The following is a 23442-nucleotide window of genomic DNA, read 5'->3' as shown; positions in this document are numbered from 1 at the left end:
TGGCTCGTAGTCTGTATCATCGCTTGATTTATGGTTCAGCGATATCGGAAAAGCTCTGTATCAGGAACTGGCTCGCCTATTATAGCGGCTGCGATATTTTGGGCTGCAATCATTGCGAAGGTAATTCCGTTGCCGCCGAAGCCCAAAGCGGTAAAAATGCGCTCGTACCCAGGAACACGGTCGATGATCGGCAGGCCGTCCTTGGTGACACCGAATGGAGCTGACCAGACATAGTCGGGCTTATCAATCGTCACTCCGATGAGGTCTTCCAGCTTACGAATGATGATTGCCGCTTTTTCTGCGAGTTTCGTCGAATCCTCATTGCTATTTTGTGCCTGTTCGTCCTCGCCACCTGCGATAATACGTCCAAACTCATCGGTTCTGAGATAAAGATAGGGATCTGCAGCTTCCCAGACGAGCATATCTCGTAACCAAGATGGCGCGTTTCGCAAAGGCTTTGAAGCCAACGCCCAGGTCGATGTGATACTGTGTGATTTCGCCTCCATTTGAGGCAGATATTCGTAGCCGGTGCAAAATACTGCATGTTCAGCAACCAGAACTTCGCCTCGACGAGTTGCCAACGCTACGCCAGAAGGCAACTCTGCCATATCCGTAATCTCGACGGGCGAAACGATCTGGGCATTGCGGGTTAGTACCGTGTGCAACAACCCTGCGGTAAGTTGCGCGGGATTAGCCGATGCAGAAATGTTCGACAAAATTGCTGCGGGGCGGTTCAATCCAAACCGCTCTAAGAGGACTTTGTGACTGAGATAACTGGCCCTTATGCCAATTTTGTTGCGCGCAGCGGCCTCGTTGGCAAGCGCTTTCTCTCCCATCTCATCGCCAGCAAGGTAAAGCGCTGACTTTGCACGCATTTGGCAATTGAGCTCGAGCACGCCCGACAAATCAATCAGGTCACGAACGGCCTGCGCTGACCTTAGCCATGCAGCATTAGCTTCGCTCTCATCAATTTTCCGGCTTAGTCGGCTCAGGGGGACGTCGATCTCATGTTGGATCATTGCTGTCGATGCTGATGTCGAGCCGCGTGCCGGAGGGCGCCGATCAACGATCAACAAGCTTTTTCCCCTGCGCGTCAACGCTTCTGCCGTCAGTGCTCCGGAGATACCTGCTCCGACGACTATTACGTCAAAGGCCCTCCGAGGAAGATGGGTTCCTGCTTGAACGGTGGAATTGGGTGTTTTTATCCAAAAGGGAATGCCTGTTCGAAGGTCGTCTTTTCGAGTTGCGGCATCACGATCGGGCATGAACGATCTCCAGCGAAGATAGGTTATAAATATTGAAGATTATCCATATATCGCATGATATCCATGTCCTTCCCACCCTAGGTGAAAGTTCACCATAATCTCACCACAGAGGAACACGGATCTGTCGCGAATTTTTCAGATCTTCCGCGCTATGCACCTTTGCTTTGTGTGGTCAAGGAGGCGTGAAGCGGATGGCAGTCGAATTCAAGGGCGTTCATCTTCCCAAAAGTGTCCTCCTGTATGCGGTCTTCTTCTACGTCCGTTATCCGGTCTCCTATCGTGAGCTTCAGGGCTTCCCATGAGTGTCAAGTCGCAAGACGGGCAAGGACCATCCTGCATTCAGAACTCGCAAAAACGCGTTTCCTTTGGTCTGCAAGCTAAGCTCGACGCACTTTCGCATGCGTTGAAGAATGCCCGCGAGGGCGTAGTTGCTATAGAGCATTTGCCATTGAAGGAGCTGGAAAGGCTCCGCGACGAGATTGAAAAAAACATGCAGGGAAATCAACAAGAGTTTGCGGTAATCTTCCGCACTCGTGTGATGTCCAACTGAGAAATTCGATCCGGGCATCAATCCAGAATCTGGCGAGAATCCTAAACCGGGCGAGACACCCTGCGGAGCGCCTCCTCGTTGTTTGTCGCTGCTCTACAGATATGGGTGGACACTCTCCAAACGATCGCCAACCCGCTGCCCAACCGTTTCTGAGTCATCAATCTGACCGACGGTACTTTGTGACTTGCTTTCACGAACTAGTAAGCACATTGTTAATCGGTTGTCGGGGCCTCTACTAGCGCGAGCTAAAGGGAGGCTGACATGCCGCTTTTCAACGAAGCGAGCCGCATTTACAATCCGCTGGAAGTTAACTTCATGTGTAGCTGCTTCAGCAATGCAGCAATCATGCTCGAGAGAGCGACCGCAGCTATTCTCCGTCAGAATTGGCATCCAGCATCCATCATGTTGTATGAGAGCGGGTTAAGAGACCAATCGTACATCAGCGAACTGGCTGCTCGTCTTGCTCATCAGAGATATCAGACGCGACATGACATTCAAACGATCCCAGCGGCGAAGACCAATAGCTCGGCTCAGGCAATGTCTACCGTTCCCGCAGAATACGATCCGTTTGCTTGACGCGGAACAAAATCTTCCTGACGCAGTTCTAACTTGGCAATGACACCGCTAGAGCCCGTCCACTTTACTCGGGGTCATATCCGCAGGATTTGAAGTAGTTGGCGCATTCTTGTGGTTCGAACAGCGTGACGATCTGGCCGACGGTATTCCATAAGCCCTCGACGGTCCGCTCGGCTTTGGCGCGCAAGACGGCCTTGAGCTTGGCGAAGGCCTTCTCGATGGGGTTGAAGTCTGGACTGTATGGAGGAAGGTAGAGCAAGCGGCACCCCGCACCTTCGATTGCGAGACGCACGCCCTGCGCCTTATGTGACGGCAGGTTGTCCATGATGACGATGTCGCCGGTCACCAAGGTTGGAATGAGAACCTGTTCGACATAGGCCTGGAATGCGACGCCGTTCATCGCACCGTCGAGGACCATGGGCGCGGTCATGCCGGATAGTCTGAGTGCACCGGTAAATGTCGTTGTCTTCCAATGGCCGTGTGGGACCGGTGAACGGCATCGATCTCCGCAAGGGGCTCGCCCGCGAAGCCGAGACATCTTCGTGCTCAGGCCGGTTTCATCAATGAAGACGAGGCGCGCTGGATCGAGATCGAGCTGGTCGTCGAACCAGTTCTGGCGACGCTTCAGCAAGTCAGGACGGTCCTGCTCCAGTGCATGTGCGGTCTTTTTTTGAAAGTCCAGCCGCGCTTTCGCAGCCAGACGTCAAGCGCACTGCGGCCGATCGATACGGCTCTCTCCTCATGCAATCGCCGGACCATCTCGTTGAGCGTGATGTCCTTCGCCTCTTCGATCATGCCGAAGATGAAGTCCTCGTGAGGATCCAGGCGTGAGCCACCGCGTCGGCCCTGCTTCGCCGGGGTCAACAGACCTGCCCGCGCACTCGCAATCCAGGCGATGGCTGTTGAAATCCCAATCCCAAATCGGGCTGCCGCTGAACGCGCCGACATGCCATCCCGTGACGCAGCCAGAACGCGGCTACGCAGATCATCACTGAAAGCCCGGGTCATATTGCCTCCAACCAAATCACCAGTCGGAGCGATGGAATCAGAATTCGGCGACCAAGGGAATCCTCAACGCGATTCCGCGTTCAATGGACGCGCTCTAGCGCCAGCACAGCTCGCCCAGCACCAGAACCGTCGCTGACGCTGCCCTTTTTTATGTCCCCTTTGGCAGGGCGTTTTCTTTGGGAGGGAAATATGGCTTGGGGAAAACCGGTTGATATTGAACTGCACGGAACCGGGCGATATCGGGTCGTGACCAACACATCTATGGCTGCTGATTGCCTAATCGAGAGCTGGCCGCACAAAGGTCGCCGCGAAAAGTACTGGAAAGCGGTCGAATCCTGTCTCGCTGACCTTGATGGTAAACCTAGCCACCCTCGCACCGCGTTTCTCGCAGCGGCAAAGGAATCGGGTCTCTCAATCCGGTCCGCTCGTCGGCAATCAATTCGCTCAGGAATTAGGACACTCGAGTGATAGCGCGAAGCAAGGACTTGCTACCTCATTTGCCGAGCGCGGCTCGACAGGTTGGGAGACCTGTCGGGCGCTTTATCAAATTACTCTACCGGTATCGAGTCCCGAAACAAATTCAGTTGCAATTGGTGTGTGCACAAACAAATCTGACAGGCTTGGACCATGCCCGAACGAATAGACCTGAAAATTCCCGTTCGGCGAATTGCGTCGAGGTTTCACGCAAGACGCATGGAACCATCTAATGCATTTGCAGACGGGCTGAGAAAGCAACTGAACACAACGTTCACCAAAGAAAACGCCGAGCTGTTTTCTGATCTTCTTGCGCGATTGGAGTTTGGCGAGAAAGACAAATAGAAAGCCTCCTATGCTCCTTTGGAAATGTCCAGTCTTTCAAAATATTTCTGTTGCCCGCAAGCTAAAGGTCCCTAATATTTGTGTTACACCAAACATCGATAACAACAACGATGGACGGGTGTAAGAGCCTCGGTGTTCGGATTAAGGAAGAGCGCTGAGGCTCCCCTTACTCCGGAACAACTCCGTGTACTGAACGCATTCTATCTCGCGTCTGTTCCTCAACATTGGTAGGGAGGGATGGCGGAAGTTGCGAATATCATGGTGAGACGCATGTTCGCGATAAAATCCGGTAAGCCGAATGGCTACACCATTAGTGAGTTTGGAGGCGCCCGGCTTCTAAAATTTCCAAAAGAAAAAAGCTCGGCAGCTCGTTAACTGGAATTGATTTCGCCCAGAAGACAGCGTCAGTATCAGGTCGCTCGGCCTCAAGTATATGAAAGTGGCTTTTCGCAACGGTGAAGTGTGCCTCGGTAGCGAAGGACGGTTGATCAGCTCAAAAGTCGTATTAAGCGAGGAGCGCGCCCGACGTGCCCAAAATTGGTGATTGAACGGCCCGGCTCCGTCCGGACCGCCTTGTAGTTGCTTTCGAAACATCTTTCCACACCGGTGGCGCGCCTGAAAATCAAAGCTTGACCGCATCTTCCCTTGTCCATAGCCGGAGCTTGCGGCAAGATGTAACAAATTCCGTGGCTCTTTTTGCATTGTCGAGCGGAATGAGCCCTTCGTCCATCTCGGGTTCGATACCGGCCTTGGCAAGCAGCGGCATTGCGCCTGCGGTAAAGCCAATGTACTTGCAGTGTGCGAACGCATCGGCAACAAAGTCCCGCGCCGTGCACTCACCGAGAAGCCGGTTGGCCGCTTCTTCAGACAACACAAGGGCTACAGCATCGAACAATACGGATGGACCGCCGTCAATCATATGGTCGGCCTGCATCCATTCGCCGCTGGAAGCTTCGAAACCTCCAACTGTCGGCGCAACCAGTTCTACCATTGCACCTTCCTTCTCTGCGGCGTGCCGAATACCCTTGAGCACCTGCGCATCCGTGCCATTGGCAACAAGCACTCCAATTTTTCTGCCCTTGAAGCTACTGGGCCCGTTCTCAATAATGCTGAGTGCTGGAGATGGAGCAAGATCGTCACGCACGGGCACCATCGCGTCCGCAGCCTTCGGCATCTTGCGGATGCCGAGCTTACCGGCGACCGTTTCCGCGAGGTTGGCATCGATGTTCAGCAAATGTGACACAATACGCTCGCGGATCACAGGTGTTTCCACTTTCGACAGTTCGAAAGTCAGCGCCATCGCAATATGCTTCTGTTCCGTCGCGGTCTGGCTCGAATAAAACTGCCGCGCCTGGCTGTAATGGTCGGCGAAACTCTCCGGTCGGAGGCGAACTTTCTGTCCGTCTTCCTGGGCTGCAAATGACCGGAACCCGCGCGTGGGATTAGGCCTTGGTCCTTGTCCCCAGGAATTAGGTTGGTAGTTTGCGCGTCCAGCAGGGTTACGCATCGCCATATGTCCATCCTGCTGGAAATGGTGTAACGGGCATTTGGGCGCGTTGATAGGAATATGGGTAAAGTTGGGACTGCCCAGTCTCTTCAACTGCGTGTCGAGGTAGGAAAAATTGCGTCCCTGTAGCAAGGGGTCGTTGGAGAAATCGATCCCAGGGGGAACGTTCTGCGTCATGAACGCAACCTGTTCGGTTTCGGCAAAAAAGTTGTCTGGCATACGATCAAGCACCAGCCGCCCGACTGGGACAGGCTTAATAACTTCTTCCGGGATCAGCTTTGTCGGATCGAGCACATCGAAATCGAAGCTGTCGGCGAAGTCCTGATCGAAGAGCTGCACGCACAGCTCCCATTCAGGGAAGTCGCCAGCTTGTATCGCGGTCCACAGATCGCGCCGATGAAAGTCCGGATCCGCACCGTTGATTTTCACGGCCTCGTTCCAGGCGACTGATTGGAGACCAAGCTTCGGCTTCCAGATAAACTTCACGAAGGTCGATTCATCTTCATCATTCAAGAACCTGAAAGTGTGAACGCCGAAACCTTCCATGAAGCGGAAGGATCGCGGGATCGCGCGGTCAGACATGATCCACATGATCATGTGCATGGATTCCGGCGTCAGACCGATGAAGTCCCAGAAATTATCGTGTGCAGATTGCGCCTGAGGAAAAGCCCGGTCCGGCTCCTCCTTGACGGCATGAACCATATCGGGAAATCGAATGGCATCCTGGATGAAGAAGACAGGAATATTATTGCCAACGAGATCCCAGTTGCCTTCCTTGGTGTAAATCTTGACGGCGAAGCCGCGCACATCGCGAGCAAGATCGAACGACCCTTTCGATCCCGCCACGGTGGAAAACCGGACAAAAACTGGCGTTTTTTCGCCGACCCGCTGAAAAATATCGGCCCGTGTATATTCCGCAAGCGATTTCGTCGTCTCGAAATAGCCATGCGCACCATAGCCTCGGGCATGGACAACGCGTTCAGGTATCCGTTCATGGTCGAAGTGAAAGATCTTTTCCCGAAAATGGAAATCCTCAATCAGCGTAGGACCTCGATCGCCGACCTTGAGCGTATTGAGATCATCCGATACCGGCCCCCCTTGGGCGGTCGTCATGATTTGCGTCTTCTCGTCGGCGAGTTGATGAAGGTCTCCGCCTCGGCCTGCGTCGAGCTTCTGATCATGAAGCGTGAGCGACTTCCGTCCATTTGTGGCCTTGTTGTTGGCTGACATGGCTGGCTCCGATTCTTTCGCGATTTATGTTCAAATGAAAAGGGGTGCCGAGTGGCACCCTTAGCTCATGATCACGCTGCTTTGGCGCGTTGGTTAGCTGACGCATCCGCAAGTTTCGTCAGATCACTGTCCGTCTTGGATTCTTCCTGCAGCGTCTGGTCGAGTAGTTTTGCAGCATCGGTCATGCCAAGCTCCGTCGCCCACCGCTTCAATGTCCCATAACGGGTGATTTCGTAATGTTCGACCGCCTGTGCAGACGAGATCAGGCCGGCGTCTAACGCCGCGGTATCCTTGAATTCCTCCATGATCTCCTCGGCTTCGGCGATAATTCCCTCGATCGCATCGCAAGTCTTGCCTCTTGCTGTCTTGCCCATGATTTCGAACACTTGGACTAGTCGCTCGACGTGGCCTTCAGTCTGTTCACGGTGCTTTTCGAAAGCCGTTTTCAAATCTTCAGAGTGCGCTGCACGCTTCATTTTTGGCAGGGCCTTGAGAATTTTACGTTCAGCGTAATAGATGTCCTTGAGAGTATCGTGGAATAAGTCTTCGAGATTTTTTTCCTTGGCCATAATTCATCTCCTCTTATGAATTGGTTACCACAAATCGCCGGTAAAGTTCCGGCAGTAAGTGATCAATGGCTGATGAGACAGGCAGGAAACTGCGTCTCTGCCTCCTCGTTTAACGCCGTGTCGAAATTTAAGTTCCCGGCCGGACGGCCACAGTTTCTATTCCGACAGAAGCGTTCGACGAGATATCTGCGACTGATTTGTGGGAACTCCTACCTTGCGCAGGCGCCAGCCCCTTCCCATCTGACGGAATGTCAACTGTTTTCAAAAAATCCGATCCGCATCATGCGGAACAAAATCTCGCAGACGCAGTTTCCCACGTGGCGATAACACCCGCCAAGCGCCAGAAACTCATTTAACACCGGGACATGGCGCAGCCCTGCCTAGCTCGTCCCTCGGCAGGGCAATTTATTCATTATCCGCGGGGTCGTACGAAGCTCTGCGGATAAAGCGCGCGGCAAGGACATGCACCTCATTTGTCGAGCGCGGCCCCGACGACTCCGGGAAGGGCGTCGGGGCTTTTTCTTTCCCAACCAAAACGAGGTTCGAATGATTCGCTCATAAGCCGGAACCAATCGGACGGTGATTCGTTCGGACTCAATTGCAAGTTATTCGTATGAATCGCTGTGGTTGTGTTGGGAGTATGCGAAATGGTTGCGCCAAGGGCGAATTGGAAGGGTTTTATCAAGTTCGGAGAGGTGTCCTGCCCTGTGGCACTCTATACCGCCGCCTCAACATCCGAACGAATCTCATTTCATACCATCAATCGAAAGACCGGAAACCGCGTGAGACGCGAGTTCGTTGATATCGAAACCGGCAATCCAGTCGATAGAGACGATCAGGTCAAGGGATATGAGGTAGATGACCATCGCTATGTGGTTCTCGAACCGGATGAAGTTGCAGCTGCCGTTCCTGATAGCGACAAAACCCTCCGCATTGAAGCATTCATTCCCTGCGATCAGGTAGACACGGCATATTTCGACAAACCTTACTATCTTGCTCCAGACAAAATGGGGACGGAGGCATTCGTGCTTTTGCGCGACGGCATGAAAAAGGCCAAGGTTGCCGCTATAGCTCGCACCGTCCTGTTCCGCCGCATGCGGACCGTACTCATTCGAGCACACGGGAAAGGGCTGACAGCATCCACCCTGAATTTCGATTACGAAGTCCGCTCCGCCCAGAAAGCATTTGACGATGTTCCAGACATCAAGATCGAAGGCGAAATGCTGGAACTAGCAGAACACATCATCAACACCAAGGCGGGCGAGTTCGATGAGCGCAATTCCGATGATCGATACGAGGATGCAGTTGCTGAACTGGTGAAAGCGAAGATCGAAGGACGAAGCCTGCCTAAGAAGAAGGTTCCCGTTGCGTCCAAGCCGAGCGAACTCCTTCAGGCTTTTCGGGAAAGTGCCGGAGTTGGAGCCAAGAAAACGAAGCGTGCCGCCGCAAATGCAGATCGTTCGCCCGCTCGCAGGAAAACGGCTAAAGCCGCATCGAAGTCCCGCCAATCTGCAACGCCCGCGCGCCGCGCAAGTTAAGGGAGACGTGAAATGGCTGTTCGTCCGTATTGGAAGGGATACTTGAAGCTCTCGCTTGTTACCTGCCCTGTCGAAATGATGCCGGCTACTTCTGACAGCGAAAAGGTGCGCTTTCACACGCTGAACCGACAAACCCAAAACCGTGTCGTCAGTCGTTATGTCGATGCCATAACTGGTAAGGAAGTCAAGGAAGGCGACGAGGCGAAGGGTTATGAGCGCGGAGAAGGCGAATACATACTTCTCGATGACGATGAACTTGAAAACGTTGCTCTCGACAGCACCAAGACCATCGATATTGAAATGTTCTCGCCCCGTGAGAGCATCGGCTGGATATGGCTGGACACTCCATATTATCTGACCCCGAGTGATCCGGTGGGGGAGGAAGCCTTCGCGGTAATCCGTGAGGCGATGAAAGCTGAGAACAAGGTGGGAATATCGCGACTGGTTCTATCCCGCCGCGAACGAGCCGTCATGCTGGAACCGCGAGGCAAGGGTATCGTTCTCTGGACGCTGCGTTATGGCGATGAAGTGCGCGATGAGGATTTGTATTATGAGAAAATCGGCGACGAGAAAGCGGACTCCGATGCGATGCCGTTAATCGAGAAACTAATCAAAAAACAAACGCGAGACTGGAAGCCGGATTTGGTTACGGACCCGGTTCAGGAACGGCTGCTCGACATAATCGCAGACAAAAAGAAGTCCTTGAAGAACGCGCCTAAGAGCAAGCCGAAAGCCAAGGAGGGACCATCCGGCGGGAATGTCGTCAACATTATGGATGCGCTACGGAATTCGTTGAAAAAAGAAAGCAGTAAGACGAAATAACGGGGAGGAGGATATATGATGGTACAAAAGAAAAATCCATGGTCCGATCCTGACTTGGTCAGAGAGAAAGAAGCGACCGATCCGTCCCAAGTGGAGCCGAGCGATCATCAGGAGAAGCCTACGCACGAACAATCGAACGTTCCTGGCAATCCTAACGTTAAGGTTCCGAAAGAGCCATATCCCGACCGTTCTAAGTATTAATAAAACAAATAAACCTCATATTCGATGAAACTTTTTCATAGCTGACGTGTTTTCTCAACGGGAGTGTAAAGCCCGAAACAAGTTCTATCCGCTTGTGGGAGTTTTTATCTATCTGAAGGAGATAACCAACATGAACTCTATCATCTATTTAGTAGGACTAGTTGTTATCGTGTTGTTCATCCTCTCTTTTCTGGGATTACGTTGATGGTAGATCCAACTGTCGTAGAAAACACGTCTGATCGCAGTTACGTAGATTGGGCGGCTATCTTTGCTGGCGCTACAGTGGCATCGGGCGTGATGGCGGTCCTGACAACATTCGCCGGTGGTCTTGGCCTAAGTTCATTCTCCGTCGATGACGGAGGAGACATAAGCACCGTATGGCTTGTCATAACTGCTCTCTTCATCGTCATATCGACGGTCGCCTCCTATATGCTTGGGGGGTACATCACCGGAAGAATGCGCCGACCCGCTGGGACCGCAACCCGTGATGAATTGACCGTTCGCGATGGCCTGAATGGTCTGGTAGTGTGGGGTCTTGGTACAATTGTTTCGACCTTACTACTCGTCAGCGCTATTTCGGGCGGCGCGAAAGCGGTTGGAAGTGCTGCTGAAACAGCGGTTCAAACCGCCGGTACGGTCGTTGGCAGCACCGCGCAGGGGGCCGGTCAGTTGGCTGGCGGGATCGTTTCAGGTGCCGGACAAGCCATCTCAGGTCTTGCGCAAGGCGCAGGACAAGCCGCCGCTCCATCTGTTGAGCAGATGTTGCCACAAGGATTGAAAACCAACCCATTAGACTACCTTACTGATAGTCTGCTGCGCACAGAGGCTCAGGGCAACTCTGTTGCCGGGCAGGAAGCACAGAATTTGGCAGATTTTCAACGTCAGATAACTGGCATCCTTGGAAACCTGCTCAATACTGGTGAAATCTCCGACGCAGATCGGGCTTGGCTCACCAATCAGGTAGCTGCTCGGACTGGTCTAAGCCAGAATGACGCCCAAACACGTGTAAACCAAACAGTCGAACGCGTTCAGGCTCTTCACACTGAAGCACAGACAAAAGTTGAAGAAGCAAAGAAAGCTCTTGCCGATGTAAAGGCGCAAGCTGAAAAAACTGCAGCAGATGTAAAAGCAAAAGCAGCCGATGCAGCTGAAAAAGCGAGAATAACCGGCATTCTAACTGCGTTCCTGCTCGCTGCATCCGCTCTTGTGGCCGCAGCTGCTGCGTACATCGGCGCCGTCCATGGCGGTCGACATCGCGACGAAGGACGAATTTGGGGTGGCCTATCTTACCGTAGATAACCAACCCGCTTACACAACAGAGGCTCTGGAGCAATCTGGAGCCTCTTAATCGTTGTAGTCGCTTGTTAAGCGGGCACGCGGCTTTGACGGGACCGTGCAGGGGCGTTCTCAAGTCCAGGATAGGATTGAAATGAATTGCCGGCATAACAGCTGCAGTCGGAGAGACGGCAAACCGTATAAAATTGTAAGACCATTATTCTCCGACTGACGCTGCATTGGGGCACGAACTGATCCTCCGGGAAGAACAGGATAACCTGTTGGAAGCCCGATAGTTCCCGATCAGATTTGTTCAGTCTGGGAACCTGTCGCGGTTTGTAGTGGTTATTCGGCAAGGAAAGTACAACTGGGGTTGCCAATTGCTTAAAAAGTCTTCCGCCGTCCCGCTGCTACAAAACGATACTGCTCATGGGTTGCTTCATGTCAACGACACCGCGCCGGGAATTAGACGTCTGCGGTGTGGGAATGGTTTTCGTTATGTCCGTTTTGATAAAAAGGCGATTTCCGCCGCTGATCAAAACAGGATCGCTAAGCTTGCCATTCCACCTGCTTGGAGCGATGTCTGGATATGTTGTGATCGGCGCGGCCATATACAGGCGACCGGCCGTGATAGGCGCGGAAGAAAGCAATATCGTTATCATCTTGCGTGGATGGCGATGCAGGAGGAAACGAAGTTCTCCAGCTTGCCGGATTTTGCCCGTGCGCTTAGCCGACTGCGCAAGACTATTGATGCCGATATGCAGCGGCGCTCGCTCTGCCGTGAAAAAGTGGTTGCGACCGTCATTTGGCTGATGGATCGGCTGTTACTGCGGGTTGGAAATCCCGATTATGCACGGGACAACAAGAGCTTTGGGGTTACTACCCTTCGCAATCGGCACCTGCGGGATGATGGTAGGGGATTGCGGCTCGTCTTTACTGGAAAATCAGGCAAAATGTGGAGTCTCAAGCTCTCCGACAAACGGATTGCGCGTATCGTGCGCTCCATACAGGAACTGCCTGGGCAGCAGTTATTTCAATATATTGACGAGGAGGATGATCGCTGCCCTGTTTCCTCTCAGGATATAAATGACTATCTGCGGGTGACTATGCAGTCCGATTTCACGTCGAAGCATTTCCGGACATGGGCCGCAACGGCCACCGCCCTTGAGGCGCTACAATGCCTGGATCTGCCCGACAGTGACAGGGCTAAAAAGCAGATGCTGAATAGCGAAATCGATAAGGTTGCGCACCGGCTCGGTAATACAAGAGCGGTGTGCCGGAAGTCTTATATACATCCTGGCATTCCTGAACACTGGCTGGCCGGAAAACTTGCTTCGGAGGTTGATGCTGCTGAAACTATCCGGCTGGTAGCCCCGGAGTTGAGCGAAGCCGAGCGTCGCACTTTGAAATGGCTGCTTTTCATCGAGGCGGAAAAGAGCTGACCAATGAAGGATGATGGCTGTTGATGGTTCACGATCTCGTTGCAGGATGCAGTTCTCGCTTAGCAAACGAAGAACGCGGTTGTTTTTATTATGATGGTTCGATGGATATGTCTGAAATTGGAGCAAGGTTTAATTAACCTTTTTTCTCAACAGGCGGAAAATGTGAGGTCTTGGTCTGGCTGTGGCATTAATACTACAGACATATTTCATTCATGAGTTATCCTTTAAATAACGAAATAACCTTAGGCTATTAAGTTACGGAGAAATGCCATGAAAATTAAGTCTCTTCTTTTGGCGTCGACTGTTACTCTTATTGCTACAACCGGTGCGAAAGCTGCTGACGCTATCGTTGAGGAGCCTGCGCCGGTAATCGTTACTGAACCTATTTTTAGCTGGACTGGCGCTTATATTGGTGGTCAGATTGGCTACGGGTGGGGAAAATCGGAGTTCGAAGATGCTTTCCGTGTGAAACCGGACGGTTTTCTCGGTGGCCTTTATGCCGGTTATAACTTTGATGTCGGCAATAACTTCATTCTCGGTATCGACGGCGATATCACCTATAATAATTTAAAGGACAACTACAGCGCTACTGACGGAGATATTGCTGGTGACCTTGAGAGCAAGTTGCGGTGGTCGGGTGCTGTTCGCGCACGGGCTGGTGTCGCATTTGATCGCTTCATGCCCTATATCGCGGGCGGTGTTGCATTCGGTAGCGTGAAAAACACGCTTTCAGCAACGGACGGTGTGGACGAAATCAGCGTATCGCAAAGCAAAACCTATACTGGCTGGACGGCTGGTGCGGGTGTTGACTACGCTGCTACTGACAACCTCATTCTGCGCCTTGAATATCGCTACACTGATTATGGTAAGAAGGACTTTGATTTTGGCACGGATGTAAGTGTCGAAGACAAGTTCAAAACACATGACGTTCGTTTAGGTGTAGCTTACAAGTTTTGACAAGCGTTATCTCAAAGATATAAAAAGGCGATCCACGAGGTCGCCTTTTTGTTGCGAAGGCTAATGATTAACATTCCCCTGGCATTTACGACTTGAACCAATATGTTTTTCCTTGGTCGCCTTTGAGTCTCCCGCATACCGGTATGGAAAAATTTCTGGATAGTGCAGTGCTTTTCATGCATGCGCGTGGACAATCGGCCGATGAAATCCGGATGTTGGATTGGAACAAAAATCCAGTCGGAACGCCGGAATACTGGCCCGTCCAATCACCATAGCATCATCCCAGTACACCTGTTCCATGGCGAAATCCTTTATACAGTGAACCCTTCACCAATTCGAAAGTTCCGTCTATCGCCAGGAGTCGATCAGCTCATCCGTGCAGACGAGTTCCAGTTGCTCACTAAATCGTTGGTGACAAAGAGAGATAATTGCATCGTGGGTTTGATCGGAAACGCTGCATACTGCATCGTGGACGATGATCACCCGATATCCGCGATCTACCGCGCCCAAGAGTGTTGCGAGAACACAAAGATCGGTCTCCGCTCCGCTGACGATCACAGTATGAACGCGTCGTTTGTGCAGATATCGCTGGAGGATGCCTTCGGTCCAGGGGGAGTAAACAGTCTTATCGAGTACAACAGCAGGCGGAGAAAAATCTCCTAACGGGTCGACGAGTTCGATGAATGACGGATCAATACGATTGAGAGTTAGGGTTTCCCACTTGCGGTAATAACCTTTCCATGCTCCCAGGGCAGCGTCGGGTGACCTTGGAGGTATAAAGCGGGTAAAGATCGTTTCTTCACTGCGCTGGGAGCAGATATCGACGATATTAGGCAGAATGGCGTCAATCCATGGCACGTGCCAAGGCGAAGCGGGTCCGAAAAGATTCTGCATGTCTATGCATAGATGCATGCAGCCTTCTCGCAAATCTCCGCGTAGAAGCCCGGTTTCCAGAGGCATGTTATCCTTCAAGCGATCCGTGAATTGAAGCCGCCAAACAGACTCTTTCCGAGAATGCGACAGTCAATCTAAAACAACTAAGTGGCTTTTTGCGTTGACGACCGCGTCTGGACTACAGTCTGTTCGACGCAAGAAATTCAGATCCCGTGAGGGAACGAGCTTTCGGCCGCTCAAGTTTTACAGGTAACGGCTGCGTTCTCGTTCGATTTCCTCTTCGGTATAGGGGTCGGCATTGGCGTCAAATCTTTGCCAGCCTTCGTCTGCATACAGCTTACGTCGAGCATTGATATCCACCGAACTGGCTCCGGCTAAAATAGCATCTGCTTCGGCGACACGATCGTCCGCAACTCGAGCGGTGACAAGTGAGCCACCGCGACGAATGCCTTCAGCGTATAAGTGAGCGTCTTCTTCCGACACCCCGCTCTCCGTGAGCGCTCCGATGAGACCACCGGCGACCCCCCCGACAACTGCGCCTCCGACTGCACCGGTCAATGTTGCTGCGAGCCAACCTGCGGCGACGACTGGCCCAACGCCGGGAATCGCCATCAACCCAAGCCCTGTCAAAAGACCACCGGCACCACCGACAGCCGCACCTAATCCTGCACCGACCCCCGCGCCAGAGCCGGCATTACTCTCGCCATCATCATCGCGACGATGCGAGACAATGGAAATATCGTCTGACGGGAACCCAGCGTTTTCGAGACGTGCTACGGCATCCTTGGCTGCTTCATAACTGTCAAATAATCCGGTAACGGTTTTCATAGTAATCTCCCATGTTCAGATGGTGGATGGAAGCCAAACCTTCACATTGGCTTCTTTGTGACATTGCCCTGGTAGTCAAGCTGGACATCCAGCTTCTCGTTACCTTTCATGGCAGAGGCTTCCCAGATGCCGTTTTCTTCGTTGAATTTGAGGCCGCTTACGCCAGTGTATCCTGCCTCCTCAATCCTTGATTTGGCTTGATCTTCTGTAAAGCTGTTGGCGCCCTTAACCGGCGCGTCAGGATTGTTGTTTTCAGGCGATGCTACAGCTGGAGTTTCCGGAGAGGTTTTGCCGGTGTCCTGAGCGAACACAGCCGAAGGCGCGATGATACACGCACTCATGAACGCTAAGGTTATGATTTTCATTGTTTTTCTCCAGTGAAATAAGTAACAAACATTAAACTCTCACTTGCGGCATAAGTTCCAAAAAAGTTTTTCAAAATGGAACCACCTAAGCCTCGCGTGACGATATGTTTTTGCAGGCTACGGTTCAGCGAAAGCGCGTGTCGCTTGTTTCAAACCTTCGTATTTGAAACGATCCAGATGCGTTTGCATCAACGAACTCTCATTCCAATTGATCGGTTTTCTACCGCATAGGCATCCCTACGAAACATTGCGCCGCTTTTTGGGTTCAGTTAACCAACTGTTGGCGCTGGAGCATCGCAGATGGACAAAAACTTTCGGCTGGATACCGTAGACGATAATCGAGCCACAATATCATTTCCTTTTGATCGAACGACAGTGCAGCGCTTTCGCAAGGAATTTCCCCGTGCACGATGGAGCGATTGGAACAAGGCTTGGATCGTTCCTGGGAAAACGGCGTCTCGGCGCATTGATCGTTGGCTGGCTCGAGAGGCCGCACGCGCCAATCCCTTCGCCGAGGAAAAGGGGAGAGACGCCTATGAATTCGAACCGATCCTCAGTTCTTATCTTTCGGTCGACGGTGATGGGTTACGAATTAAAACACCATATTCGCGACGCCTTGTTGAAGAAATCCGTCAGATATCCTTCGCCCGGTGGGACTATAATACCAAAGTTTGGCGGGTGCCCTTTGCATCCTATGATGAACTTGTTCAGCACTGGGAGACCATTGAAAGCGAGGCCAGGCGCAGCGAACCGGAAGAACGGCGTAAGCGCGCCGTAGCCCGTAAGGGGAGCGATGAAGAAAAAAGGGCACGTCGGCGTGCGAACGAGCGCAGGCGTCGAAGAATTCCGCTATCTGCCGAAGCGTTGCCACCGCTTAATCGCCCAATAGCAACTGAGGCCTATGGTATCATCGTTGTTAGGGAAATAACCGGCGAATTGGTGCCTTGTGATATGATCGACGACATTTATTCCGGTCTCGACGGCGATTATATTTGGGGAATCTGGCGCTTGCCCTCGCTCGATGAACTCATTCAAACCTGGCCGAGGAAGAATGAACTCACCAGCAATGATCGACAACGGGGGTGGTGGCATCCCGATATCGAACAATTACGCGAAGCGCGCCGATCGGCGCGGTCTCGTGAGCGCCGGGCCGACACTTGTCACTGATTAGCTAGCAATAAGCGGTAGCTCAATCTCGATCATCACCGGCGCATGATCGCTCGTGTGAGCCCAACTGCGCGGATTGCGTCGCACGCTTGCTGATTTCAGGGCCGGTGCCAGAGCGGGACTAAGAAGGAGATGGTCGATGCGCAATCCAGCATCGCGTTCGAAGGAATTGCGCCAATATTTCCAGAACGTGTAAATACGCTCGCCTTGGTGAAGGGACCGGACCGCATCCATCCAACCTTGTGCGACCAATCGAGCATATGCTGTTCTAACTTCGGGCCGAAACAAAGCGTCGTCGCGCCAGCGCTCCGGCGCGTAGACATCGAGATCGGTCGGCATAACATTGAAATCGCCGGCGAGCGCTATGGGTATGTCGAGTTTCAGCAACTCAGCCGCATAATCGTGCAGCCGTTGAAACCAGCGGAGTTTGTACTCGAATTTGGGCCCAGGAGCGGCATTACCGTTCGGAAGATAGAGAGAGCCGACTAGAACGCCTCCAACCGCTGCTTCGATATAGCGACTCTGCGGATCGTCAGGTTCACCTGGAAGTCGACGTCGCGTGAGAACCGGGGTCTTTCCTCTCGCAAGAATTGCGACACCATTCCAACTCTTCTGGCCTTGCCATACCGCATCATATCCAATTTTTTCCAGCGCTTTGATCGGGAATTTTTCGTCTGGCGTTTTCAGCTCTTGCAGACAGACAATGTCCGGCGTGTCCTCTTCAAGCCAGCGCAATAATATGGCCAACCTTCCGTTGATGCCGTTAACATTGTAGGTGGCTATTTTCATGCAACGCTCCTCGCTGGCGGCGGACAAATAATTTCAATCCGTTTCAGCGACTTATTCGGCTAAACGGCGATCACTGCGTTAATGAATGCTCGCGCGGTCCTTTGTAGGCGGCGGGAAATAGATTGTTTCCTATCCTCAACATGTCGTTATTGCGGTCGCTTAACACGAAGCCTGCTGTGGTCTTGCCGTCCCAGATCGGCCGAATCGCAAATATGAAAAGAATAGCCCTCTCTTCCAACAGGAAGATAACAGGAACTACGGCAGCGGGATCAATATCGGCATCCAAAATTACTGCATCAATAGCTGTGCTATCGATAACTTTCATAGCCTTCACCGACGTTTTAACGGGGCGCAGCCAAATTATACCAGCATTCTTCAATATAATATCTGTTTTCTTGCTCAGCAAGGAGTCTTTCTCAAATTCTCGTTGGTCCTATACATTACCAAACATCCTTCTACTGATTTGATTGAGTGCGCAACGTTTGAATTATCAGATTGTTTCGTAAAAAATACATCATTGATCGGACTAATCAGAAGGTGCGGTACGTAATTTTTTGGCAAGATATTGCTGCTGACCCTCCCTTGCCTGATCCAGGTGCTGCAGGATCACCGGCAACATTTGCTCTGCATAGTTTTGAAGCTCAACATACTCGCCAGAACCTATTTACCAAGACAGCATTTGGACCATCTTTTGGTGATCCATAACCTGACTCTGCCAGTAGGCCGCTTCGCTTCAACGGGGCGGCGCGGGTTGGACTGCGGAAAGCGGAAGTTTCACGGCACTGGCAAGTGCATTTAATTTGTTTGCCATGGGACCATGGTCATTCCGCATTCTCAACAGAAAACTCCTCAATGTATCGCTCTTAGCGTATTTCTCAGCCTTCTCAGCCAGTGAAAGTTCAGTCGAATTTCCCGAAAGAGCCAATTGTAGAAAGAGATCATCGGTATTGTTCGTCTGTGAAGGGGCTGGAGAACCGCTTTGTTTGAGTTTGGTGTCTGGCGACACGAAGCCTGGATTGGGCGCATGCGCTGAAGGCAAGCATGCTGTTCCGAGCAGAAAAACAACCGAGATACGTACCAACACTGTCTTTCTCCTAAAGCATTCGAAGATAGGCCGACAAGCGCCTTTTTTTCGTCTGTTGCCAGCTTGGTTCCCAGGACGAGATTGAAAAACTCGACCGTATCGTCAAGAGTCAGCAAGCGTCCGTCATGAAGATACGGCGGAGAATCCTTGCCTCGAAGCGTGAATGTCTTGATCGGACCATCCGGGAGAGTAACCATACCATTGTAGGTTTTCCCCGGCGTATAGAATCGTCCAAGCTTCAGGTCGTGCATATTGTTGTCCAGAAACGATGTTTGGGGGATATGGCATTTGGCGCAGCGGCCTTTTCCAAGAAAGACTACCTGGCCCTTCATCTCCAACGGACTTGCTTTTTTGGTGTCAAGCTTTCCGAATGGATCCAGCTTCGGAGCAGGTAGATTGATGGCCATCCCGGGACTGGGGCCAATCGTGGCCGCAGGCTGGCTCGCCAGCATCCTCAGGGGTGCTATGAGTGGGGTTGCAATCGGAGGCATCGCCGGGAATGGTTATCGATCTCTCATCGGAGCGGCCTTAGCGAAACGGACGCGAACATATACTCGGCCGGAATAGAGCAGGGCGGAACGTTCCTTGCTGTCAGGGTCTTCGCAGTACAAGGCCGCGGAGCGAATTCTGGAAAAAGCCCGAAGCTTTACAAAAACGCAAGTCAACACGCCTCCAGCGCCAAGTTAACACATCTGGCAAAAACTTTATCTGCAGTTTTCTCCGGTCCGCTGCTTAAGCTTAAGGAACGGGTTCCGCGTCAGACTTCAACCGTCCCACGATAGCGATAGGTTCTCGTGGATTTCCCGGCAAAAGGAACCACAAGTGTTCGCGAAATTTTCCGACCGATGTGCGCAATCAGACATTTTAATCCTACGGCTCAAGTTCGCGCGGCGATAAATATCGCAATCTCAAATGCGGTACAAATGGCCAGTCCTCCCCCGAAGAAAAGCATCAACGAGTAGTAATCAGCCATCGAAGTCACTCCCTTCGATAACGATTACGCCCCTCGGCGTTTCGCTCGGTTCGTCGCTGACACGTTGGACGTGGTAGGATTTAATATCGCGAAAAGCACTGGACTCGTTCGTTATAAGGTCAGCGTCCCCAATGGCCACTGTTCCGTGGAAAGCATCCACCTTCCCACTTTTTGAAGACGTTTTTGTCCCAATATTCCATTTTAACCTTCGCTGTCCCACTCGGAAGCCCAACTGCCGGACGCAATGGACGTTCCTTTGACTAACTTTGTCAGTCAGATCCAATGTCTAGTCATTTGGGATCGCCATCATGGCGCTACTGCAACTTTGCCAACCGCTTGATGGCTTTTTCGAGCGGACGTAGACTGTCACAATAATCCTCCCAAGCGCTCGATTTCTTAAGAAGGGAAGGAACCGAGCGAACCGTGTAGCGTTTTGGATCGAGATCCGATTTTACCTGTGTCCAGTTGAGTGGCATGGATACGGTTGCCCCCGGACGCGCACGCGGTGATAAAGGAGCCACGGCTGTCGTCATACGGTCGTTGCGGAGATAATCAAGGAAGATTCGGCCGCCTCGAAGGCTCTTTGTCATCTTGACCAGATAAAGCTCAGGATTGTCACTGGCCATCTGCTGACAGACATCACGCGCAAATCCCTTCGCGTCGGCCCATGAAAGCGGCTTTTTTTTGTTAACAGCTAAAGGGGTCACAACATGTAGTCCCTTCCCGCCGGTTGTTTTGCAAAAACTGATGAGCCCTAGGGCATCGAGGCGATCGCGTATTTCGCGTGCCGCCGCAACAACCGCCGAAAATGGAACATCGGGGCCGGGGTCGAGATCAAACACCAGCCGACCTGGCACCTCTGGTTGCTCAGGCTCACAGTTCCACGGATGCAGTTCAATACCTCCGATCTGGGCGATTGCAACCAGTCCCTCGATGCGGTCAACCTGTAGATATGGTTTCTTGTCGCCGAACACCTTGACCAATTCGAGAAGGTTGGAAGTCCCGGGCATCGCGTGGCGCTGAAAGAATTGCTCACCGCTGATGCCATCGGGAGCGCGTATAATGGAGCAGGGTCTTCCTCTGAGATGATTGATCGTCCACGCGCCGACTGCTTCGTGGTAGAGCGCAAGATCTTCCTTGGTAACAGGGTTTCCATCCCCGCCGTCCGGCCATAATGACTTCCCAGGATTAGAAATCATCACGCCCATCACTTCTGACTTTCCCCCCTTCCGCAGGGCGAGCCTCGTCGCGGCTGTTGGGGACTGAGGTGTCTCGCTCTGTACCGGCAAAACCGGTTTTTCTGCTTCTACTTCAGCGGCAGGCTTATCCTCTCGTAAGCCTTTAAAAGCGGCCTGACGAACCAGACCATCACTGGTCCACCCCGCAAATTCGATTTCTGCGACTAGTTCAGGCTTCAGCCAAATGACTTCATTGCCTTTTTTCGGCGCACCGATGCCAGTGAAAGGTGATTTTTTTATTTCCGCTGCCTGCAGCTTTGGAAGGAGGGTTTCAAGTTTCCGGGCGCCATATCCGGTGCCGACTCTACCCACATAGGCCAATCCGTCTCCGCGATTGACACCGACCAAAAGCGAGCGGAACTTGCCGTTCGTTTTTGAATAACCGCCGATCACCACCTCGTGCCCCGCCCTGCATTTGGATTTTACCCAAGTATTGGTGCGCCCCGATTGATAAGGCGCATCCGCCTGCTTGGACACTATCCCCTCAAGCGAGAGCTTGCAGGCAGACCGCAGCACTGCATCACCACCTGTTTTAAAGTGTTCCACGTAGCGGATCCGCGGATCCTCGATCCCGGCCTCTACCAGAAGAGTTTGCAATCGAGACTTACGCTCAACGAGAGGCTTTGGCTGTAAGTCTTCGCCGTTATCGGACAACAGATCGAAAGCGAAGAAGACAAGATTGCCGGTATTGCGCTCTGAAAGAGCGGCCTGTAATGCGGCAAAATCCGGCGCACCGTCGTCATTAAGCGCGCAAATCTCGCCATCGATTATAGAATCGGGAAGCTGCGCGACGATATCGGCAATTTGAGGGAATTTGGTCGTCCAGTCGAGGCCCTTGCGCGTCCTTAGCGTGGCATCGGCATTTCGGACGCGAGACTGGATTCTATAACCGTCAAACTTAATCTCATGAATCCAATTGCCGCTTGCGGGTGGCCGATCGCGTGTTTCGCAAAGCTGCGGCGATATGAAATCAGGTAGGTTTCCAGCTTTTGAAGATGCAGTATCTTTGCGCTTTGTTTGCTTGCTGCGTTTCTCTGCCGCTAGCCCCTTCCTGCTGTCCCAAACGGCATCGGCGTGGATATCCGAGCGCGTCGACATGAACGGCGTCGGCTTTCGCCCCTTGCCAGCCGCGATCTGTTCCATCGATCGACGAGAGGCAACTGAAGTCGTGTTCTCCTCCAACGCGATCGTTCCGTTCGCACCTACAGAATGCTCGTCATGATGCTTTATCAAAAGCCAGTTGGGCCGCTTTCCACCAATGCGATCATGGCGCATACGAACCAGAACGAAACCGCCTTTCAGGCGTCTGCCTGCAAGACGAAATTTGAGCTCGCCTTTTCGCAGCGCCTGTTCCGGCGAGCTATTTCCTTCCGGTTCCCAATAACCGCGATCCCATAACATGACCGTACCGCCGCCATATTGCCCCTTTGGGATAGTTCCTTCGAAATCCCCATATTCTAAGGGATGGTCCTCCACCTCAACCGCCAGCCGTTTGTCTTCAGGATCCAGCGAAGGTCCTTTCGTGACGGCCCAGCTTTTGAACACGCCGTCCAGTTCAAGGCGGAGATCGTAATGGAGACGGGTGGCATCGTGTTTTTGAATTATAAAGCGGCGGCGGTCCATGGGCAGAACCGCATCGCTACCGCGTGGTTCAGCGGTCTTGCTGAAATCACGTTTAGACAAGTACTTTGACAGTTTCTCTTGGGCCATGGCCGATCTCGGCTCTCGATATAAGGAAAGATAAGCAACGAAAACCACCCAGCACCGTTATAGTTCCCAGGCCTGCAGCCAAATGGATTTTGTTAGTGGCAGGATTTAAAGCTCAAACGAGCAATTCTTTCTCTAACCACGGTGTTCACGCCGAGTCTGCTGGAGAATATCCCTTCACTTTGGACGACGAGAGATAGCTCGAATTCGCTTGCCATTGTCTTCGGAGCCGCTTTAGCCTCCTTTAACATCATCCGTCGTAGGCAATAGGGTGGTCAGGTCGACTTTACTGCATTTTCTTCAATCTCCTCGCGGAGTTTCACAAGTTCCTTGAGGGGTAAATGCTCGATACCAATCACGTCTTCTCGCGCATCTTTCAACGCGTGTAATAGTTCATCAAGCTTGGCCTGCAGAGCACAGGAATCACGGTTCTGCGAATTTTGGATGAGAAAGACCATAAGAAAAGTAACGATCGTCGTCGATGTGTTCACTATTAACTGCCACGTGTCCGAATAATCAGAAAAAGGGCCGGATACCGCCCAAACTGCGATAAAGAGTATAGCCATGACAAACGTGTATTGATTGCCGGCTGCAGAAGCCGTTTTCTCACTAAACTTGGCAAACAGATTTTCCACGGC

At 52.3% G+C, this 23442-nt stretch carries 22 protein-coding genes and 2 pseudogenes; 11 read left to right on the top strand and 13 right to left on the bottom strand.

The features are described 5' to 3' along the window. Positions 1 to 35: 35 nt before the first annotated feature. The gene (locus CES86_RS21450; protein WP_094515382.1) at positions 36 to 1265 is read right to left on the bottom strand and encodes an NAD(P)/FAD-dependent oxidoreductase; all 1230 of its coding nucleotides are present in this window, start codon (positions 1263 to 1265) and stop codon (positions 36 to 38) included. Between the two features lie 191 nt (positions 1266 to 1456). Here CES86_RS21450 and CES86_RS21445 point away from each other — a divergent pair. From CES86_RS21445 to CES86_RS21435, 3 genes and pseudogenes are all read left to right on the top strand, one after another. Beyond that, a pseudogene (locus tag CES86_RS21445) lies at positions 1457 to 1555 on the top strand (IS6 family transposase); the annotation flags it as partial. An 8-nt stretch (positions 1556 to 1563) separates the two neighbouring features. Then, the gene (locus CES86_RS21440; protein ID WP_094515381.1) at positions 1564 to 1815 is read left to right on the top strand and encodes a low affinity iron permease family protein; all 252 of its coding nucleotides are present in this window, start codon (positions 1564 to 1566) and stop codon (positions 1813 to 1815) included. Positions 1816 to 2076: 261 nt separating this feature from the next. Then, positions 2077 to 2391, top strand: a complete 315-nt coding sequence (locus CES86_RS21435; protein ID WP_094515380.1) for a hypothetical protein — start codon at positions 2077 to 2079, stop codon at positions 2389 to 2391. A 64-nt stretch (positions 2392 to 2455) separates the two neighbouring features. Here CES86_RS21435 and CES86_RS21430 read toward each other — a convergent pair. Continuing rightward, positions 2456 to 3399 (bottom strand): IS630 family transposase gene (locus tag CES86_RS21430; protein ID WP_167387142.1). Its coding sequence is split into 2 segments (ribosomal slippage): positions 2456 to 3075 and positions 3075 to 3399, totalling 945 coding nucleotides; the frame shifts between segments, so codons are not numbered across the junction. 150 nt (positions 3400 to 3549) lie between these two features. Here CES86_RS21430 and CES86_RS21425 point away from each other — a divergent pair. Then, positions 3550 to 3867, top strand: a complete 318-nt coding sequence (locus CES86_RS21425) for a DUF982 domain-containing protein (protein ID WP_328589822.1) — start codon at positions 3550 to 3552, stop codon at positions 3865 to 3867. A 973-nt stretch (positions 3868 to 4840) separates the two neighbouring features. Here CES86_RS21425 and katE read toward each other — a convergent pair. Together katE and CES86_RS21415 are read right to left on the bottom strand one after the other, a co-directional pair. Next, on the bottom strand, positions 4841 to 6955 hold the full coding sequence (gene katE / locus CES86_RS21420; RefSeq protein ID WP_094515378.1) for a catalase: 2115 nt from the start codon (positions 6953 to 6955) through the stop codon (positions 4841 to 4843). Between the two features lie 71 nt (positions 6956 to 7026). Further along, complete coding sequence (locus CES86_RS21415; RefSeq protein ID WP_038595100.1) at positions 7027 to 7524, bottom strand: YciE/YciF ferroxidase family protein; 498 nt, start codon at positions 7522 to 7524, stop codon at positions 7027 to 7029. 647 nt (positions 7525 to 8171) lie between these two features. Here CES86_RS21415 and ku (CES86_RS21410) point away from each other — a divergent pair. The 6 genes from ku (CES86_RS21410) to CES86_RS21385 all read left to right on the top strand — a co-directional run bounded on the left by ku (CES86_RS21410) (position 8172) and on the right by CES86_RS21385 (position 13759). After that, positions 8172 to 9062 carry a non-homologous end joining protein Ku gene (gene ku / locus CES86_RS21410; protein WP_094515377.1) on the top strand — a complete coding sequence of 297 codons (891 nt, stop codon included), beginning with the start codon at positions 8172 to 8174 and terminating at the stop codon, positions 9060 to 9062. A 12-nt stretch (positions 9063 to 9074) separates the two neighbouring features. Beyond that, positions 9075 to 9884, top strand: coding sequence for a non-homologous end joining protein Ku (gene ku / locus CES86_RS21405; protein WP_094515376.1), 810 nt, complete (start codon positions 9075 to 9077; stop codon positions 9882 to 9884). Positions 9885 to 9899: 15 nt separating this feature from the next. Continuing rightward, on the top strand, positions 9900 to 10085 hold the full coding sequence (locus CES86_RS21400; RefSeq protein ID WP_094515375.1) for a hypothetical protein: 186 nt from the start codon (positions 9900 to 9902) through the stop codon (positions 10083 to 10085). Positions 10086 to 10289: 204 nt separating this feature from the next. Then, on the top strand, positions 10290 to 11384 hold the full coding sequence (locus CES86_RS21395) for a hypothetical protein (protein WP_094515374.1): 1095 nt from the start codon (positions 10290 to 10292) through the stop codon (positions 11382 to 11384). 356 nt (positions 11385 to 11740) lie between these two features. After that, entirely contained in the window at positions 11741 to 12802 is a 1062-nt protein-coding gene (locus CES86_RS21390; RefSeq protein ID WP_094515373.1) for a DNA topoisomerase IB, read from the top strand. 270 nt (positions 12803 to 13072) lie between these two features. After that, positions 13073 to 13759: an outer membrane protein gene (locus CES86_RS21385; RefSeq protein WP_094515372.1), complete on the top strand. Its 687-nt coding sequence runs from the start codon at positions 13073 to 13075 to the stop codon at positions 13757 to 13759. Between the two features lie 348 nt (positions 13760 to 14107). Here CES86_RS21385 and CES86_RS21380 read toward each other — a convergent pair whose 3' ends face one another. From CES86_RS21380 to CES86_RS21370, 3 genes are all read right to left on the bottom strand, one after another. Continuing rightward, entirely contained in the window at positions 14108 to 14719 is a 612-nt protein-coding gene (locus tag CES86_RS21380) for a cysteine hydrolase family protein (protein WP_094515371.1), read from the bottom strand. Between the two features lie 177 nt (positions 14720 to 14896). Further along, positions 14897 to 15481 carry a general stress protein gene (locus tag CES86_RS21375; RefSeq protein WP_094515370.1) on the bottom strand — a complete coding sequence of 195 codons (585 nt, stop codon included), beginning with the start codon at positions 15479 to 15481 and terminating at the stop codon, positions 14897 to 14899. 41 nt (positions 15482 to 15522) lie between these two features. After that, positions 15523 to 15846 (bottom strand): hypothetical protein, encoded by a 324-nt coding sequence (locus CES86_RS21370; RefSeq protein WP_094515369.1) that lies wholly within the window; start codon positions 15844 to 15846, stop codon positions 15523 to 15525. 300 nt (positions 15847 to 16146) lie between these two features. Between CES86_RS21370 and CES86_RS21365 the strand changes: the two genes are divergently transcribed. Continuing rightward, complete coding sequence (locus tag CES86_RS21365; protein ID WP_094515368.1) at positions 16147 to 17013, top strand: hypothetical protein; 867 nt, start codon at positions 16147 to 16149, stop codon at positions 17011 to 17013. Here the strand turns inward: CES86_RS21365 and xth are convergent, their stop codons facing one another. The 6 genes and pseudogenes from xth to CES86_RS21340 all read right to left on the bottom strand — a co-directional run bounded on the left by xth (position 17014) and on the right by CES86_RS21340 (position 23439). Next, positions 17014 to 17802, bottom strand: a complete 789-nt coding sequence (gene xth / locus CES86_RS21360; protein WP_094515367.1) for an exodeoxyribonuclease III — start codon at positions 17800 to 17802, stop codon at positions 17014 to 17016. A 70-nt stretch (positions 17803 to 17872) separates the two neighbouring features. Further along, positions 17873 to 18208: a response regulator gene (locus CES86_RS21355; protein ID WP_094515366.1), complete on the bottom strand. Its 336-nt coding sequence runs from the start codon at positions 18206 to 18208 to the stop codon at positions 17873 to 17875. Between the two features lie 327 nt (positions 18209 to 18535). Then, complete coding sequence (locus tag CES86_RS27290; protein ID WP_167387141.1) at positions 18536 to 18886, bottom strand: DUF4142 domain-containing protein; 351 nt, start codon at positions 18884 to 18886, stop codon at positions 18536 to 18538. 32 nt (positions 18887 to 18918) lie between these two features. Beyond that, a pseudogene (locus tag CES86_RS27975) lies at positions 18919 to 19278 on the bottom strand (cytochrome B6); the annotation flags it as partial. An 895-nt stretch (positions 19279 to 20173) separates the two neighbouring features. After that, positions 20174 to 22807 (bottom strand): DNA ligase D, encoded by a 2634-nt coding sequence (gene ligD / locus CES86_RS21345; protein ID WP_094515365.1) that lies wholly within the window; start codon positions 22805 to 22807, stop codon positions 20174 to 20176. A 272-nt stretch (positions 22808 to 23079) separates the two neighbouring features. After that, complete coding sequence (locus CES86_RS21340; protein ID WP_094515364.1) at positions 23080 to 23439, bottom strand: low affinity iron permease family protein; 360 nt, start codon at positions 23437 to 23439, stop codon at positions 23080 to 23082. Positions 23440 to 23442: the final 3 nt, after the last annotated feature.

This window comes from Brucella lupini (assembly GCF_002252535.1).
Taxonomy (GTDB): Bacteria; Pseudomonadota; Alphaproteobacteria; order Rhizobiales; family Rhizobiaceae; genus Brucella; species Brucella anthropi.
Note: the sequence above shows the minus strand (reverse complement) of the source record. Positions and strands in the feature narration are given on the sequence as shown.